12 protein-coding genes and 2 pseudogenes are annotated in these 16,280 nt (G+C 74.4%); 12 read left to right on the forward strand and 2 right to left on the reverse strand.

Going from position 1 to position 16,280, the window contains the following annotated elements:
• Nucleotides 1–162 precede the first annotated feature (162 nt).
• Nucleotides 163–957 (forward strand): annotated as a pseudogene (locus ACZ4MO_RS12120) (resuscitation-promoting factor); the annotation flags it as partial.
• Nucleotides 958–1,035: 78 nt separating this feature from the next.
• Nucleotides 1,036–1,296, forward strand: a pseudogene (locus ACZ4MO_RS12125) (aggregation-promoting factor C-terminal-like domain-containing protein); the annotation flags it as partial.
• A 32-nt stretch (nt 1,297–1,328) separates the two neighbouring features.
• Here ACZ4MO_RS12125 and ACZ4MO_RS12130 read toward each other — a convergent pair.
• Nucleotides 1,329–1,727 (reverse strand): VOC family protein, encoded by a 399-nt coding sequence (locus ACZ4MO_RS12130; protein ID WP_074808028.1) that lies wholly within the window; start codon nt 1,725–1,727, stop codon nt 1,329–1,331.
• Nucleotides 1,728–1,853: 126 nt separating this feature from the next.
• Between ACZ4MO_RS12130 and ACZ4MO_RS12135 the strand changes: the two genes are divergently transcribed.
• From ACZ4MO_RS12135 to ACZ4MO_RS12150, 4 genes are all read left to right on the forward strand, one after another.
• Nucleotides 1,854–2,831, forward strand: a complete 978-nt coding sequence (locus ACZ4MO_RS12135) for a WYL domain-containing protein (protein ID WP_175008938.1) — start codon at nt 1,854–1,856, stop codon at nt 2,829–2,831.
• 341 nt (nt 2,832–3,172) lie between these two features.
• A complete protein-coding gene (locus ACZ4MO_RS12140) occupies nt 3,173–4,630 on the forward strand; it encodes a resuscitation-promoting factor (RefSeq protein ID WP_342779578.1) in 1,458 nt (485 codons plus the stop codon).
• Nucleotides 4,631–4,761: 131 nt separating this feature from the next.
• Nucleotides 4,762–5,703 carry a 16S rRNA (adenine(1518)-N(6)/adenine(1519)-N(6))-dimethyltransferase RsmA gene (rsmA, locus tag ACZ4MO_RS12145; RefSeq protein ID WP_175008937.1) on the forward strand — a complete coding sequence of 314 codons (942 nt, stop codon included), beginning with the start codon at nt 4,762–4,764 and terminating at the stop codon, nt 5,701–5,703.
• On the forward strand, nt 5,700–6,650 hold the full coding sequence (locus ACZ4MO_RS12150; protein WP_083385171.1) for a 4-(cytidine 5'-diphospho)-2-C-methyl-D-erythritol kinase: 951 nt from the start codon (nt 5,700–5,702) through the stop codon (nt 6,648–6,650). The genes rsmA and ACZ4MO_RS12150 overlap by 4 nt, the downstream gene beginning before the upstream one ends.
• Nucleotides 6,651–6,662: 12 nt before the next feature.
• Here ACZ4MO_RS12150 and ACZ4MO_RS12155 read toward each other — a convergent pair whose 3' ends face one another.
• Complete coding sequence (locus tag ACZ4MO_RS12155) at nt 6,663–7,685, reverse strand: acetylxylan esterase (protein WP_175008936.1); 1,023 nt, start codon at nt 7,683–7,685, stop codon at nt 6,663–6,665.
• A 258-nt stretch (nt 7,686–7,943) separates the two neighbouring features.
• Here ACZ4MO_RS12155 and ACZ4MO_RS12160 point away from each other — a divergent pair, with 258 nt between their 5' ends.
• The 6 genes from ACZ4MO_RS12160 (at nt 7,944) to ACZ4MO_RS12185 (ending at nt 16,254) form a co-directional block, all read left to right on the forward strand.
• Complete coding sequence (locus ACZ4MO_RS12160; protein WP_175008935.1) at nt 7,944–9,986, forward strand: beta-xylosidase family glycoside hydrolase; 2,043 nt, start codon at nt 7,944–7,946, stop codon at nt 9,984–9,986.
• A gap of 263 nt (nt 9,987–10,249) precedes the next feature.
• Nucleotides 10,250–11,338, forward strand: a complete 1,089-nt coding sequence (locus ACZ4MO_RS12165; RefSeq protein ID WP_074808016.1) for a LacI family DNA-binding transcriptional regulator — start codon at nt 10,250–10,252, stop codon at nt 11,336–11,338.
• A gap of 48 nt (nt 11,339–11,386) precedes the next feature.
• Nucleotides 11,387–13,018, forward strand: coding sequence for an FAD-dependent oxidoreductase (locus ACZ4MO_RS12170; protein WP_108050077.1), 1,632 nt, complete (start codon nt 11,387–11,389; stop codon nt 13,016–13,018).
• Between the two features lie 53 nt (nt 13,019–13,071).
• Nucleotides 13,072–14,397, forward strand: coding sequence for an extracellular solute-binding protein (locus ACZ4MO_RS12175; protein ID WP_175008934.1), 1,326 nt, complete (start codon nt 13,072–13,074; stop codon nt 14,395–14,397).
• A gap of 2 nt (nt 14,398–14,399) precedes the next feature.
• A complete protein-coding gene (locus tag ACZ4MO_RS12180; protein WP_255437202.1) occupies nt 14,400–15,287 on the forward strand; it encodes a carbohydrate ABC transporter permease in 888 nt (295 codons plus the stop codon).
• A complete protein-coding gene (locus ACZ4MO_RS12185; RefSeq protein ID WP_255437200.1) occupies nt 15,277–16,254 on the forward strand; it encodes a carbohydrate ABC transporter permease in 978 nt (325 codons plus the stop codon). Before ACZ4MO_RS12180 ends, ACZ4MO_RS12185 begins: the two co-directional genes overlap by 11 nt.
• Nucleotides 16,255–16,280 lie beyond the last annotated feature (26 nt).

A 16,280-nucleotide genomic window follows, 5' to 3' on the forward strand; every position in this document is an offset into this window, starting at 1 on the left:
GAGGTTTCGCCCCAGGTCACGTTTCGGCTACGGTCGGGTCCGTGCGTCGTGCGCCCCGCGCCGACGACGTCCCGCACCTCGCCCTCGGCGCTCGCCGACGGGCGTCCTCCCGCAGAAGGGACCGCCCGCGTGCTCGCACCTGACGGAACCGGTCGGCGGCGCGTGCAGCGCCTCGCGGCCCAGGGCCTCGTCGTCGCGAGCCTCGTCGGGGTCACCGGCGCGTTCGCCACGCTCCACAAGGACGTCACGCTCGACGTCGACGGCGAGCTGCACCAGGTCTCCGCGTACGGGCGCACGGTCGCCGCGGTGCTCGACTACCAGGGCGTCGCGGTCGGTGAGCAGGACCTCGTCGAGCCGGCGCTCGCCGACCCGGCGCGCGACGGCGGCACGATCGTCGTGCGCACGAGCCACGACGTCACCGTCGAGATCGACGGCCAGGTGCAGACGATCCCGACGACGGCCCGCACCGTGGGCGAGCTGCTCACGTACCTCGGCCCGCGTGCCGAGGGTGCCGTGACCGAGGTGTCGCGCACGCAGGCCCTCGGGCGCGAGCCGATCCGGGTCTCCACGCTCAAGACGGTCCACGTCGCGGTGGACGGCGCGGTCATGCCCATCACGACGGCCGAGCCCACGGTGCGCGGGGTCCTCGCGACCGCGGGCATCGTGCTCGCCGAGGGCGACGGCACGTCCGCGCCGCTCGACGCCGCGGCGGTGGACGGCATGCTCGTGCTCGTGAGCCGCGCGGCGGCCACCGCGGACACGGTCACGGAGGTCCTGCCGTTCGAGACGGAGGAGCGCGAGGACCCCACGCTCCCGCAGGGGCACCGCGTCGTCGTGCAGTCCGGTCGCGTCGGCGAGGCGGTCACGACCTACTCGGTGCAGACGCTCGGCGGGGCGGAGGTGTCGCGCACGGTCCTCACGCGCACGGTCACGACGGAGCCGCGCAACGAGGTCATCAAGGTCGGGACGATGGACGTCTCGGTCTCGGTCGACCCCGGCTCGGCGCGCGCCGTAGGCCGCTCCCTCGCCGCGCAGCGCGGCTGGGGCGACGACCAGTTCGTGTGCCTCGACAAGCTCTGGACCAAGGAGAGCAACTGGCGCGTCGACGCGGACAACCCGAGCTCGAGCGCGTACGGGATCCCGCAGGCCCTCCCCGGCTCCAAGATGGCGAGCGCCGGCTCCGACTGGCGCACCAACCCGGCGACGCAGATCACGTGGGGCCTCGGGTACATCGAGGGCCGCTACGGCACGCCGTGCTCGGCGTGGTCCCACTCCGTGGCCAAGGGCTGGTACTGACCGCTCCCCGTTGTCGCCCCGCTACCGGCCCGTCATCGCCCGAGCATCTCCAGGTAGTGCGGGTTCTGCATGATCCCGAGGACGTTGCCGAACGGGTCCACGACCGAGGCGGTGACGAAGCCCTCGCCCTGCCCGCGCTCGACGACGCCCTCGTACTCGGTCGCGCCGAGAGCCAGGAGCCGGGCGAACGCGGCCCGCACGTCGTCGACGTGCCAGTTCGCGATCGCGCCGCCCGGCGTCCCCGGCTGGGGGTGCGGCGACCACGACCGGGCGATGATGCCCAGCTCGTCCTGCCGGTCGCCCACCCGGAACTCGACGTACCCGCCGGGCACCACGTAGTAGGGCTCGGTCCCCAGCACCTCCGCGTACCACGCGGACGCGGCCTCGAGGTCGTCGGCCCACAGGTTCAGCGTCGCCATCCCACGCAGCATCGTCGTCTCCTTCGTCGTCGGGCGGTGCCCGGTGCTGTCGTCCCGTCGTCCCCGGCGGGGCCGACACCTCGACCGTAGGACCCTCTGCGGAACGTGCGGTTCCGCATGGTGCGGCACGATGGGGGCGTGCTCGACACCTCGGTCCGGCTCCTGCGCCTCCTGGCGCTCCTGCCGGCGCGCCCGTCGTGGTCCGGGCCCGAGCTCGCCGAGCGCCTGGGCGTGACGACCCGCACGGTACGCAACGACGTCGAGCGCCTGCGCCTCCTCGGCTACGAGGTGCGGTCGGCCCCCGGGGCCGCGGGCGGGTACCGGCTGGGCTCGGGGGCGGCGCTGCCGCCGCTCCTGCTCGACGACGAGGAGGCGACCGTCGTGGCGGTCACGCTGCGCGCCGCCGCCGCCGGGTCGATCGTCGGGGTCGAGGAGGTCGCGGCACGCGCGCTGGTCAAGCTCGACACGGTCCTGCCCGCCCGCCTGCGGGCCCGGGCGGACGCCCTGCGCGCCGCCGTGGTGAGCGCGCCCGGCGGCGGGCCGGCCGTCGGGGCGCAGGTGCTGGCGGACGTCGCGGCGGCGATCGCCGCGCGCACGGGGCTGCGCCTCGACTACCGCGCGCACGACGGCTCGACGACGTCCCGCGCCGTCGAGCCCTACCGTCTCGTCCACGTGGGGCGCCGCTGGTACCTGCTCGCGTTCGACCTCGACCGGGACGACTGGCGCACGTTCCGCGTGGACCGGCTCGCGCTGCGCACGCCCGGCGGCCCGCGGTTCGTGCCGCGCGCCGTGCCGGGCGGCGACGCCGTCGCGCACGTCGTGCGCGGCGTCGGCTCGGCCGCGTGGGCCCGGCCGGTGCGGGTGCGGCTGCACGCCCCGGCGGTCGTCGTGGCGGAGCGGCTCTCCCCGGTCGCGGGCGCGCTCGCCGACGACGGCCCCGACGCGTGCCTGCTCGAGACCGGCGGCACGTCGCTCGCCCAGGTCGCGGGGTTCCTGCTGAGCCTGGACGTGGACCTCACCGTGCTGGACCCGCCCGAGCTCGCGGTCGTCCTCGCCCGGCTCGGGGCGCGCGGCGTGCGCGCCGGGCGTGCGCGCGCGGAGGGGGAGGGCCCGTGAGACGGCGTGCGGGAGTCGTGGAGGACGCACGACATTCACGGCGAAATACGGACAGAACTCACTAGCGTATCCCCCCAGGGGTTGGACTTCGATAACAGATCGGTTACGGTCGATCGTCGCTCGCGCGTGAACGGCGTGCTCCGACGGTCCACCCGGACCGGCGGGACGTGCCCGGACCGACGCGAGCGGTGCGCCGTCGACGGACCCTGGGGAAGGGGTGCCGAGGGTGGCGCCGGCAGCCGGATCGGCCGCTCGAGACCCGTGGTCGCACGTGTGCGCCCGCCGCGGAGGACGACAGTCCGCCGTGGGCCACGGGTGGTGCTACGCGCCGTCGAGCCTCCGTGCCCGGGACGCACGACGACTGGACCCGAGTGAAGAACCCCTTCCACCGGACCGCTGACGCGGCCGGCGCCCCCGAGGGCGCCGACATCACCCCCGACACCACCGAGACCCTCGCGGAGAGCCCCCAGAGCCCCGCGACCACCACCGCGCACCGTCGCCGCCGCTGGCCGCTCGTCGCCGGCGCGACCACCGTCGTGCTCCTCGCGACCGGTGCCGTCGCCTACGGCCAGGCGCGCAAGACCGTCGAGCTCGACGTCGACGGCCAGATCACCACCGTCACGACCTTCGCCGGATCCGTCGAGGGCCTGCTCGCCGAGCAGGACGTCGCCGTGGGCGACCGTGACCTCGTCGTCCCGGACGTCGACTCGGCCCTGCGCGGCGGCGGCGACGTCGTCGTGCGCTACGGGCGCGAGGTGCCCGTGCAGGTCGACGGCTCCCAGTCCTCCGTCTGGCTCACGTCGCTCGACGCCGACGAGGCGCTCACGACCCTCGCCTCGCGCGGCAGCGACGTGCGCCTCGTGGCGTCGCGCTCCGGCGAGCGTGCCTCCCTCCCGATCCGCCTCGACGCGGACGGCCCCGTGAACGTCGTCGTCGACGGCGAGACGAAGGTCGCTCCCGACGGGAGCATCGGGATCGACGCGATCCTCGACCAGCAGGGCGTCCAGCTCGGCGAGCTCGACCGTGTCCACGTCGAGAAGACCGAGCAGGTCGAGGCGGCCCAGGCCGCCGCGGCCCCGGCCGAGGAGGCGCCCGCCGCCGACGCGGCAGCCACCGAGGAGCCTGCCGCCGTCGCGACGTCCGAGGACGCCGAGGCTGCGGCGGACGCCGCGCCCGTCTCCCTCGTCGTGCAGCGCGTCAAGGTCGAGGAGGTGCCCACCGACAAGGCCGTCCCGTTCGAGACGGTCACGGAGGAGGACGCCGACCGCTTCAAGGACCTCGACCCGGTCGTCAAGCAGGAGGGCGCCGAGGGCGTCCACACGACGGTGCACCGCGTCACGACGGTCGACGGCGTCGAGGAGTCCCGCGAGCTCGTCTCCGAGGGCGTCACGACGCCCCCGGTGAACAAGATCCTCGTGCAGGGCACCAAGGAGCGCCCCAAGCCGGAGCCCAAGCCCGCTGCGTCGCAGCGCTCGTCGTCCTCGTCGTCGAGCGGCGGCTCGTCGTCGGGCGGTTCGTCCGCCCCGGCGCCGACCCCGGCCGCCGACCTCGGGTCGGCCCCGGCGGGCGTCTGGTCGGCCCTCGCGCAGTGCGAGTCCGGGGGCAACCCCGCGACGAACACGGGCAACGGCTACTACGGCCTGTACCAGTTCTCGCTGTCCACGTGGCGCGCGATGGGCGGCTCCGGCCTCCCTTCGGAGGCCTCGGCGGCCGAGCAGACGCAGCGTGCCCAGGCGCTCCAGGCCCGTTCGGGCTGGGGCCAGTGGCCCGCGTGCGCGCGCAAGCTCGGGCTCCTCTGAGCCCGCACGGCACGCACGCGGCCGCCTGACGGCGGACCGACGAACACCGCGGAGGGCGGGGCGCACGGCGCCCCGCCCTTCGTCGTCCCCGGCGAGGGCCGGTCGGCGTCGGGTCGGTAGGCTTGCGTCCCATGAGCGATACCCGAGGCGCCCTGCTGGGTCCGGCCGAGATCCGTGACCTGGCGGGGCGTCTCGGCGTCCGCCCCACGAAGACCCTCGGCCAGAACTTCGTGCACGACGGCGGCACCGTCCGCAAGATCGTGCGTGCGGCGGACGTCCGCCCGGGCGAGCGCGTCGTCGAGGTCGGGCCCGGGCTCGGCTCGCTGACCCTCGGGCTGCTCGAGGCGGGCGCGAGCGTCGTCGCGGTCGAGATCGACCCCGTCCTCGCGCGCCAGCTCCCCGACACGGTCGCGGCGCACGTGCCCGACGTCGGCGAGCGGCTCGAGGTCGTGGGCGCGGACGCGCTCGAGGTGACGACGCTGCCCGGCGAGGCCCCGACGGCGCTCGTCGCCAACCTCCCGTACAACGTCGCGGTGCCGGTGCTGCTCACGTTCCTCGAGCGCTTCGACTCGCTCGAGCGCGTGCTCGTCATGGTGCAGGCCGAGGTCGCGGACCGGCTCGCGGCGCCCCCGGGGTCGCGCACGTACGGCGTGCCGTCGGTGAAGGCCGCCTGGTACGCCGACGCGCGACGCGCGGGCACGATCGGGCGCAACGTGTTCTGGCCCGTCCCCAACGTCGACTCGGCCCTCGTCGCGCTCGACCGTCGCGAGCCCCCCGCCACCGCGGCGACCCGGGAGCAGGTCTTCGCCGTCGTGGACGCCGCGTTCGCGCAGCGCCGCAAGATGCTGCGCTCGGCCCTGTCCGGCCTCGCCGGCTCGGCGAGCGTCGCGGCCGAGGTGCTGGAGGCCGCGGACGTCGACCCGCAGGCGCGCGGCGAGGTGCTCGACGTCGCGGCCTTCGCGCGCGTCGCCGAGCAGCTCGTCCGCCGCGTCGGCCTCGCCGACCGACCGGCGCGCGGCGCCGGCCCGGCCGCGGGGCGGCCCACCGGCCGACCTGGCACAGTGGACGCGTGACACCCCCGCGCCCGCCGAGCATCTCCCTCGCGCCGCCCCCGTCCGTCCGCGTGCGCGCGCCCGGCAAGGTCAACCTCTCGCTGCGCGTCGGTGCGGTGCAGGACGACGGCTACCACCCGCTCGTGACGATCTTCCAGGCCGTCGGGCTCAGCGAGGACGTCGTCGCGCACCAGGTGCCGCCCGGCTCCGGGGTGTCGCTCAGCGTCTCGGGCCTCCAGGCGGACGCCGTGCCGACCGACGAGACGAACCTCGCGTGGCGCGCCGCCGTCGCGCTCGCGGAGCACGTGGGGCTCGACCCCGACGTCCGGCTGGAGATCCACAAGGAGGTCCCGGTCGCGGGCGGCATGGCCGGCGGGTCGGCCGACGCCGCCGCCGCGCTCGTCGCGTGCGACGCGCTCTGGGACGCGGGCGTGCCGCGGGCCGAGCTCGTCCGCCTCGCCGCGGGGCTCGGGGCCGACGTCGCGTTCGGCCTCGTCGGGCACACCGCCGTCGGCACGGGGCGCGGCGACGTGCTCACGCCCGCGATGACGCGCGGGGAGTTCCACTGGGTGTTCGCGGTCCAGGCCGAGGGCCTGTCGACCGCCCAGGTCTACCGCACGTTCGACGAGACCGTGGGCGGGCCGGCCGAGCTCGACCTCGCGGAGGACACCGCGCTCATGCAGGCCCTGCGCGCGGGCGACGCCGTCGGGCTCGGGCAGGTGCTGCGCAACGACCTCCAGGGCCCGGCGCTCGCGCTGCGGCCCGAGCTCCGGCGGACGATCGACGTCGCGACCGAGGCCGGCGCCCTGGGCGCGATCGTGTCCGGCTCCGGCCCGACCGTCGCCGCGCTCGCGCGCAGCCGCCAGCACGCGCTCGCGATCGCCGCCTCGTGGACCGCGAACGACGCGTGCGACACCGTGTGGTGCACGACGGCCCCCGCGGCGGGCGCGCGCGTCGTCGCGCACTGACCTCCCGGCGGTCTAGCGGTCGCGCAGCCAGGCGAGCTGGCGGGGGAAGCGGTAGCCCTGGCCGCCCTCGTGCTCGTTGTAGCGGTAGACGTCGATCGCGCGCTCGGCCGCGGGTGCCGCCCCGGCGGCCGCGCCCCAGCCGTTGTACGCCGCGTAGACGGTGGACGGCGGGCAGACCTGGTCCATGAGCGCGACGGAGAACAGCGCCGGCGCGGTGGCGCGGCGCCCGAGGACCGCGCCGTCGAGGTAGGACAGCGTGCGGAACACGGTCTCCTCCGCGTCGCGGTGGACGGCGAGGTAGCGCGTCAGCTCGCGGTACGGGTCCCGGTCCGTGATCTCGACGGCGCGGCGGTAGTGGCACAGGAACGGGACGTCCGGGAGGGCCGCGACGAGCCCGTCGGCGAGGCCCGCGACGGCGATGGCGATGCCGCCGCCCTGGCTCACGCCGTGCACCGCGACACGCTCGGGGTCGATGCCGGGCAGGGAGCGGACGGCGTCGACGGCGCGCACGCCGTCGGTGAAGACGCGACGGTAGTAGTGGTCGTGCGGGTCCTCGATGCCGCGCGTGAGGACGCCCGGGACGGCGGGTCCCGACCCGGCCGGGTCGGGCGTGCCGCCGCCGCTGCCCCACTGGCTGCCCTGCCCGCGCGTGTCCACGACGAGGTGCGCGTACCCGGCGTTCGCCCACGCGAGGTGCTCGTGGGGCAGGCCGCGACCGCCGCCGTACCCGAGGAACTCGACGACCGCGGGCAGCGGGTCGTCGTCGCCGGCCGCGGCGGCGCGGGCGGCCTCGGCGGGCCGCACGAGCCACGCCTTGACGGGCTGGCCGGCGAACCCGGGGAACGTCACGTCGTCGACCACGACGAGGTCGAGGCCGGTCTCCGCGCGCTCCAGCCGCACCGACCCGGCCAGGTCCCCGCCCGCCTCGCGCGACTCCGCGAGGGTCTTCGCCCAGAAGGCGTCGAGGTCGGCGGGCTCGTCGAGCACGGGGGCGTAGGTCTCGAGCTCGGCGAGGGGCAGGTCGAAGAGCGGCACGGGGCGATCCTCCGGTCAATACATCTGATGTCCGACATTCAGGTGCGGTCGGGACGACTCTAGCGTCGTCGCCCCAGGCACCGTGAGCACGCTAATAATGCGCATCATCCCTTTGACCTCCACCGTGCTCGTCCGGCGACACTGCCAGCAGCCCACGTCCCGACGTGGCGCCCGGCGGCGACGACGCCGCCGGCGAGGAACCGACGGAGGTCCCCTGTGAGAACCCGAGCAGCAGCACCACGCCGCAGACCGCGCACCGTGGCGACGGCGGTCGCCACCCTGACGGCGGTCCTCGCCGCCGGGGCGCTCGTCCCGGCCACGGCCCAGGCCGCGGGCGCGCCGTCCGCGGCCACCGCCCCGACGACGACCGGGGCGACCACCGGAACGACGACGACCCCAGCGACGACCGGAGCGACGACCGGAGCGACGACCGGAGCGACGACCGACGGCCCGTCGGCGTCCGACCTGCCCGTGTTCGAGTACCGCGGCGTGGTCACCGACAAGGAGTCGATGATCTACAACCCGACGGACGAGTTCATCTTCCCGAGCGTCTTCCACGCGGGCGCGTACCTCGACGACCCGCTGGGGGAGTGGTACCTCTACTACGCCCCGCACGACTCCCCGGGCGGGATCTCGGTCATGTACGCCGACTCCCTCGAGGGCCCGTGGACGGAGTACGCCCACAACCCGATCGTCGCGGACGAGTGGCTGCCGTTCTACGAGCGCGTCTCGCACGTCTCGTCGCCCGACGTCCTGTGGGACGACGCGACGGACCAGGTGCTCCTGTACTTCCACGGCGAGAACTCCACGACGCGCTGGGCGACGTCGCCCGACGGGCTCGCGTTCGACGACTCGGGGGTCGCCGTGACGAACGCCGACAGCGGCGCGGGGACCACGGAGACCTCGTACGCGCGCGTCGTCGAGCACCCGGACCCGTCGTCCGGCTACCGGTTCGCGATGACGTACATGCAGAACCGGACCGACAACATCCGCCGCATCAAGGTGGCCGAGTCGGTCGACGGCAAGACCTGGGTCGTGCGGCCGGACCCGCTCGTCGTGCCCGACGCCGCGACCGGCACCAACGTGTCCGGCGGCAACCTGTGGGAGTGGGAGGGCCAGCTGTACGTGATCTACCACGGCTCCACGGGCATCACGTTCGCCCGCACGCTCGACCCGACGATGACGCAGGTCGGCCCGCGGTGGGAGCTGCACCGGGCGAGCGGCGTGGGCGACGACACGGGCCGGGTCGCGGCCCCCGAGATCGTCACCGACGGTGACGAGACGTACCTCTTCTACGAGTCCGGCGACCGCCTGGGCGCGACGATCGCGTGGGCGCAGCGCGACCCCGACGCCGTGCGACCCCCGGAGCCGGGCCAGGACCCCGACCCGCTGCGCGAGCGGTGCAGCGGCGCGGCGTCCGACGAGTTCGACGGGACGACGCTCGACCCGGCGCGCTGGACCGTCGTCCGGCCGGGGACCGCCCGGCACGAGCTCGTCGACGGCTCCCTGCGCGTCCCCGCGTACCCGACCGGCGTCGCCGGCGCCGCGCTGCCGCTCCAGGCCGTCCCCGCCGGGCCGTGGGAGGTCACGACGGCCGTCTCCGTCTCCCCGACGGAGCGGTTCCAGCAGGGCGGTCTCCTGCTGTACCGCGACGACGCGAACTACGCAAAGCTCGACCTGGTGCACGGGTCGCTCGGACCGCGGGTCGAGTTCATCTGGCGCCAGGACGGGACGGACCGCAACACCGGCTTCGACTCGGTCGTCCCGCCCGCGGGTCTCGGCGACACCTTCTGGTTGCGCCTGACGAGCGACGGGACCGCCGTGCAGGCGTCGGTGTCGGTCGACGGCGTCGAGTTCGCGCCGTGGGGCCGCACGGTGGACGTCGCCGCGCTCCGGGCGACCGGCGTCGGCCCGTTCGCGATGCGCGGCTCGGCGACGCCGCCGGAGATCGTCGCGTCGTTCGACTGGTTCCGTTGGACGCCGACCGCGGACGAGGCGGCGGCGTGCGACGACGGCGAGCCCGCCGTCGAGGTCGAGGCCGTCACGCGGTGCCTCGCGGGCCGCGCGTACGTGGCCGTGACGGCGCGCAACGCGGGCGAGGGCGCGGTGGCGGTCCGGCTCGCGACGCCGTTCGGCGAGCGCACCGTGGCCGACGTCGCGTCCGGGCGCAGCGCCTACCAGTCGTTCGCGACGCGGGCCGCGACGGTCGCGGCGGGGGAGGCGACGGTCGAGGTCGTCGGGACGGACGGCGTCGGGCAGGGGACGACGACCGCGCCGTACGGCGCGCTGACCTGCGGGTAGCGCGCGGCGCGAGCGGGGGCGACGGGCCCGGGGACGCACCACGGTGCGGCCCCGGGCCCGTCGTGCGTCCCCGCGCCCCGCCCGCCCGGCCGCAGCGCCGGCCTCAGCCCGTGGCGCACGGCATTATGCGGATCACCGGGCGGCCGCCCGCCCGCGGAGTCGCGCGGGTCCCGGCGTAATAATGCGTATTATCGCGTTGACCGGCCGGGCCCGGCCTGGCGAGACTCCTTCCACGTCATCGACGACGTGATCGAGGAGGATCCATGCCGAGGCACCGCATCACCCAGGCCGACGTCGCCGCCATGGCGGGCGTCAGCCAGGCGACGGTCTCGTTCGTGCTGAACGACTCCACGCCCGCGGGGGTGCGGATCAGCGAGGAGACGCGGCAGCGCGTGCTCGACGCGATCCGGATCACGGGCTACTCGGCGAACCCCGTCGCGCAGCGTCTCGCGGGCGGGCGCAACCAGATCCTCGGCGTCTTCACCTACGAGGCGACGTTCCCGCGCGCCGGGCGCGACTTCTACGGGCCGTTCCTCGTCGGGATCGAGCACGCGGCCGAGAAGCTCGGCATCGACATCCTGCTCTTCACGAGCGCGCGCGTCGTCGACGGGCGCCGCCGCCTCACGCGCGACGGCTGGCAGCGCCTCGGGATCGCCGACGGCTGCCTGCTGCTCGGCCAGCACGAGGACCGCGGCGAGCTCCAGCACCTGCTCGACACGAACTACCCCTTCGTCTTCATCGGCAAGCGCGGCAGCGACGGCGGACGCCTGCCCTACGTCGGTGCCGACTACGTCGCGGCGACCGCGCGCCAGGTCGAGCGGCTCGTCGAGCTCGGGCACGAGCGCATCGGGTACGTCGGGCCCCGCGGCACGGACCAGCCCACGCTCGACCGCGTCGACGCCTACCGCGCGACGATGAAGGCGCACGGCCTGACCGTGCGGTTCGTCGAGCTGGACGACGTCCCCGCGACGGCGACCGAGATCGTGGACCAGCGGCTCACCGCCGTCGTCGTGGCGCCCGAGAACTCCCCGGAGGAGCTCGTCGACGAGCTCGAGGACCGGGGCGTGCGCGTGCCGGCGGACGTCTCGGTGCTCCTGCTCGGCCAGCCGCACCACGGGCGCCCGGGCGGGCGCCGCTGGTCGGGCTTCTCCATCCCGCGCGAGGAGATGGGCGCGCGCGCCCTCGTGCTGCTGTCCCGCCTCGTCGCGGCCGAGTCCGGCTCGGGCCGCTCGGACCGCCGCGCGTCGCGCGCCGTCGCCGTCCCGGAGGAGGAGCTCCACCAGCTCCTCGAGTGCGTGGACGTCGACGGCGAGACCGTCGCCGCGCCGTCGGGCGTCGCCGCGCCCGCCTGACCGACCTCAGACCGCACCACCGAGCACCAGAGAAACGGAAACCCCAGCGTGACCCATGCAGACCTCCAGGCAGACGTCCTCGTCGTCGGCGGCGGGCTCGGCGGCGTGGCCGCCGCGCTCGCGGCGGCGGAGCGCGGCGCCCGCGTCGTCCTCACCGAGGAGCACCCGTGGATCGGCGGGCAGCTCACGTCCCAGGCGGTACCGCCGGACGAGAGCCCGTGGGTCGAGCGGTTCGGCGTGACCGCGCGTTACCGCGCGCTGCGCGACGGCATCCGCGACGTCTACCGCCGCTCCTACCCGCTCACCGACGCCGCGCGCACGTGGGACGCCCTCAACCCCGGGGCGGGCTGGGTCTCCAAGCTGTGCCACGAGCCGCGCGTCGCGGTGGGCGTGCTCGAGGAGATGCTCGCCCCGTGGCGGTCCGCGGGCCGCGTCCGCCTGCTCGAGCGCGTGCGCCCGACGGCGGCCACCACCGACGGCGACCGCGTCACCTCCGTGACGCTCACCCCGGTCACCGCCGACGGCGCGGGCGCGGCCGTGACGGTCCACGCCGCGTTCGTCGTCGACGCGACGGAGACGGGCGAGCTCCTGCCGCTGACGGGCACCGAGTACGTCACCGGGTTCGAGTCGAACCGCGAGACCGGGGAGCCGAGCGCGCCGGACGAGGCGCAGCCGGACAACGTGCAGGCCCTCAGCGTGTGCTTCGCCGTCGAGCACGTGGACGGCGACCACACGATCGACCGTCCCGAGCGCTACGACTTCTGGAGCACGTACACCCCCGGACCGTGGAACGGGCGGCGGATGCTGTCGTGGGAGGCGCCCAACCCGCGCACGCTCGCGATGGACGTGCGGTCGTTCACCCCGAACCCGGGCGACGACCCGCGCGCCGTCGACGCCGACCAGTCGAAGAACCCCGGCGACGGCAACCTCTGGACGTTCCGGCGCATCGCGGCCCGCGACCTCTTCGCGCCGGGTCACTACGCGAGCGACCTGTGCCTCGTGAACTGGCCGAGCATCGACTACTTCCTCGAGCCCGTGCTCGACGTGCCGCGCGACGTGGAGGAGGCCCGGATCGCCGACGCCCGGCAGCTCAGCCTCTCGATGCTCTACTGGATGCAGACCGAGGCGCCCCGCGCCGACGGCGGGACCGGCTTCCCGGGCCTGCGCCTGCGGCCCGACGTCATGGGCTCGGCCGACGGGCTCGCCCAGGCGGCCTACCACCGCGAGTCCCGCCGCCTGCGCGCCGTGACGACGGTGACGGAGAACGACGTCTCGTACGCCGTGCGCGGCGACCGCGGCGCGACGCGCTACGACGACTCGGTCGGCGTCGGCATGTACCGGATCGACCTGCACCCCTCCACGGGCGGCGACACGTACATCGACGTCGCGTCGACGCCGTTCGAGATCCCGCTCGGCGCCCTGCTGCCGCAGCGCGTGACCAACCTGCTCGCCGCCAACAAGAACATCGGCACGACGCACATCACCAACGGCTGCTACCGCCTGCACCCGGTCGAGTGGAACATCGGCGAGGCCGCCGGCCACCTCGCGGCGCACTGCCTCGCGACCGGGCGCACGCCGCACGCCGTCCAGTCGAAGGCCGACCTCCTCGCCGACTACCAGGACGAGCTCGTCCGGGCGGGCGTCGAGCTGCGCTGGCCCGCCGAGGCCCACCCCTACTGACCCGGGCTCCCCGCGCCCGACACCCCGCCCACCCTCAGTCCGAAGGAGAACTGATGAACCCCCTCACCCCGCGCACCCGACGCCGCCTCGTCGGCGCACCTCTCGCCGTCGGCGGCGTCGCGCTCGCCCTCGTCCTCACCGCGTGCTCCGGCGGCGGCGACGACGTCGCGGGCGAGCCGAGCACCCCGAGCGAGCCGGTCGAGCTGCGCATGACCGTCTGGACGGCCGACGAGACGCAGCTCGCGCAGTTCCAGGAGATCGCCGACGCGTACGTCGCGGAGAACCCGGACCTCGTGTCCGGCGTGACGTTCGAGACGATCCCGTTCGAGGACTACACGACGTCGCTCACGACGCAGCTCGCCGGCGGCAACGCGCCGGACCTGGCCTGGATCCTCGAGAGCTACGCGCCCGAGTTCGTGGCGAGCGGCGCGCTCGTCGACGTCGCCCCCAAGCTGCAGGAGACCGAGGGGTACGCGTACGACGACCTGCTCGAGTCCTCGCTCGCGCTGTGGCAGAAGGACGACGGCCTGTACGCCTACCCGTTCTCCAACTCGCCGTTCGCGCTGTTCGTCAACACCGACCAGGTCGCCGCGGCGGGCCAGCCGAACCCGGCGGACCTCGTCGCGTCGGGCGACTGGACCTACGACCAGGTCCGTGAGATCGCGGCGGCGGCCGCCGCGACGTCGGGCAAGCAGGGCCTCGTGGTCCGCGACTTCGACTACAAGGTGTGGGAGAACCTGTCGACGATCTGGGACGGCTGGGACGCGACGCCCTGGAGCGAGGACGGCACGCAGTGCACGTTCACCGACCCCGAGATGGTCGACGCGCTCACGTGGATCCACGACGCGACGTTCGTCGACAAGGCGCTGCCCGGTCCCGGCACGACGGCCGACTTCTTCGCGGGCGACTCCGCCATGACGATCACGCAGATCAGCCGCGCGTCGTCGCTCGACGACTCGTTCGGGTGGGACGTCGTGCCGCTCCCGGCGGGCCCGGCGGGCCAGCAGAACGTCATCGGCCAGGCCGGCATCGGCGTCTTCGCGGCCGGGGAGCACCCCGACGTCGCGGCCGACTTCCTCGCGTGGTTCACCAACCCGGAGAACGCCGAGACGCTCGCCGCGTACTTCCCGCCGCCGCGCGAGTCGCTCCTCACGGCCGAGACGCTCGGGGCGGCCAACCCGAAGCTCAGCGAGGAGCAGCTCCAGGCGGTCGTCGTCGACGGCATCCAGGGCGCCGTGACGAAGCCGTCGCACCAGAACTTCGCCAAGCTGCAGGACACGGTGCGGTCCCAGCTCGACGCGCTGTGGACCGCCGACGCGGACGTCGAGGGCGTCCTCGCCGACACGTGCGCGGCGATCCAGCCCCTGCTCGGGGACTGAGCGTGGCGTCCTCCGCGCTCGCACGACGGGACGCGGCCGTGGGCTACACCATGGTCGCGCCCGCCGTGCTCGGCGCGCTCGCGTTCGTCGTCGCGCCGCTGGTCGCCGTCGTCTGGTACTCGCTGCACGAGTGGAACGTCCTCGCGAACACGTTCACGTTCGCGGGCGCGGACAACTACGAGCGGATGCTCGCCGACCCCGGGCTGCGGGACTCGCTCCTCGCGAGCCTGTGGTTCTCCGTCGGGCTCGTCGTGCTCAACATCTCGCTCGCGCTCGTCCTCGCGGTGCTGCTCAACCAGCGGCTCCCCGGCACGACGACGTTCCGCACGTTCTTCTTCTCGCCGGTCGTCGTGTCCCTCGTGGCGTGGACGATCGTGTGGAGCTTCCTGCTCCAGGCCGACGGCGGGATCAACGGGTTCCTGTCGCTGCTCGGCGTCGACGGCCCGAACTGGCTGCGCGGGGAGACGACGGCGATGCTCTCGGTGATCGTCGTGCAGGTCTTCAAGAACGTGGGCCTCAACATGATCCTGTTCCTCGCGGCCCTGCAGGGGGTGCCCGAGGAGATCCAGGAGGCCGCGCGCATCGACGGCGCCGGCGCGTGGCGCCGGTTCCGGTCCATCACGCTCCCGCTCATCAGCCCGACCGTCCTGCTGGTCTCGATCCTTACCATCGTGGGCTCGCTCGAGGTGTTCGCGCAGATCGCCGTGCTCACGGGCGGGGGGCCGGGGAGCTCGACCACCGTGCTCGTCTACTACCTGTACCAGCAGGCGTTCCGGTTCAACGACTTCGGCTACGCGAGCGCGATCTCCGTCCTGCTGTTCGTCATCGTCCTCGTCCTGACACTCGTGCAGTGGCAGACGCGCAAGAGGTGGGTCTTCCATGAAGTCTGACGTGATGCCCGGCCCGGCCACGCTCCCGGGCGCGGACGCCGGCCCGGCCCGGCCCGCGACGTCGGGCAGGGGCGGCGACGACGGCGCAGCGGCCCGGGGCGGTCGGCACGGGCGCCGCACGGGGAGCGCGCGCACGCGCCGCCGCTGGGGGCGTGCGGCGCTCGTGGCGCTCCTCGTCGTGCTCAGCGTGCCCTTCGTCTTCCCGACGTGGTGGATGGCGACGTCGAGCCTCAAGCCGATGAGCGAGATCCTGCGGGCCGTGCCGACGCTCTGGCCCCAGGACCCGTCGTTCGCGGCCTACGGCGAGGTGTTCCGGCTGCAGCCGTTCGCGCAGCAGTACTGGAACAGCCTCTACATCGCCGTGGTCGTGACCGTCGGGACGATCCTCGTGGCCTCGATGGCCGGGTACGCGTTCGCGCGCATCCGGTTCCCCGGGGCGAACGCGCTGTTCCTGCTCGTGCTCGTCGGGCTGCTCGTGCCGTCGGAGGTGACGATCGTCCCGCTGTTCCGGATGGTCAACTCGCTCGGGCTCATCGACACGCACTGGCCGCTCGTGGTCATCCCGATCCTCGGGGCGCCGAGCGTCCTCGCGACGTTCATCATGCGCCAGTTCTTCCTCGGGCTCCCCAGCGAGCTCGAGGAGGCGGGGCGCATGGACGGTCTCGGGCGGTGGGGGATCTTCTGGCGGATCGCGTTCCCGCTGTCGCGCTCGGCGATCTCGGCCGTCGCGATCTTCACGTTCCTCAAGTCGTGGAACCTGTACCTCGAGCCGATCGTGTACCTGTCCAGCAAGGACCGGTTCACGCTCCCGCAGGCGCTCACGCAGTACGTCGACGCCTACGGCGGCCCGATGTGGAACGTGCAGCTCGCCGCGACCACGCTCACCGTGCTGCCCGTGCTCGCGGTGTTCCTCGTCGCGCAGAAGCAGTTCGTCCAGGGCCTCGCGCACACCGGCCTCAAGGGCTGACCGCCCCTCCCGCGAGTGCGGGGGAT

The organism is Sphaerisporangium cinnabarinum (assembly GCF_055567015.1).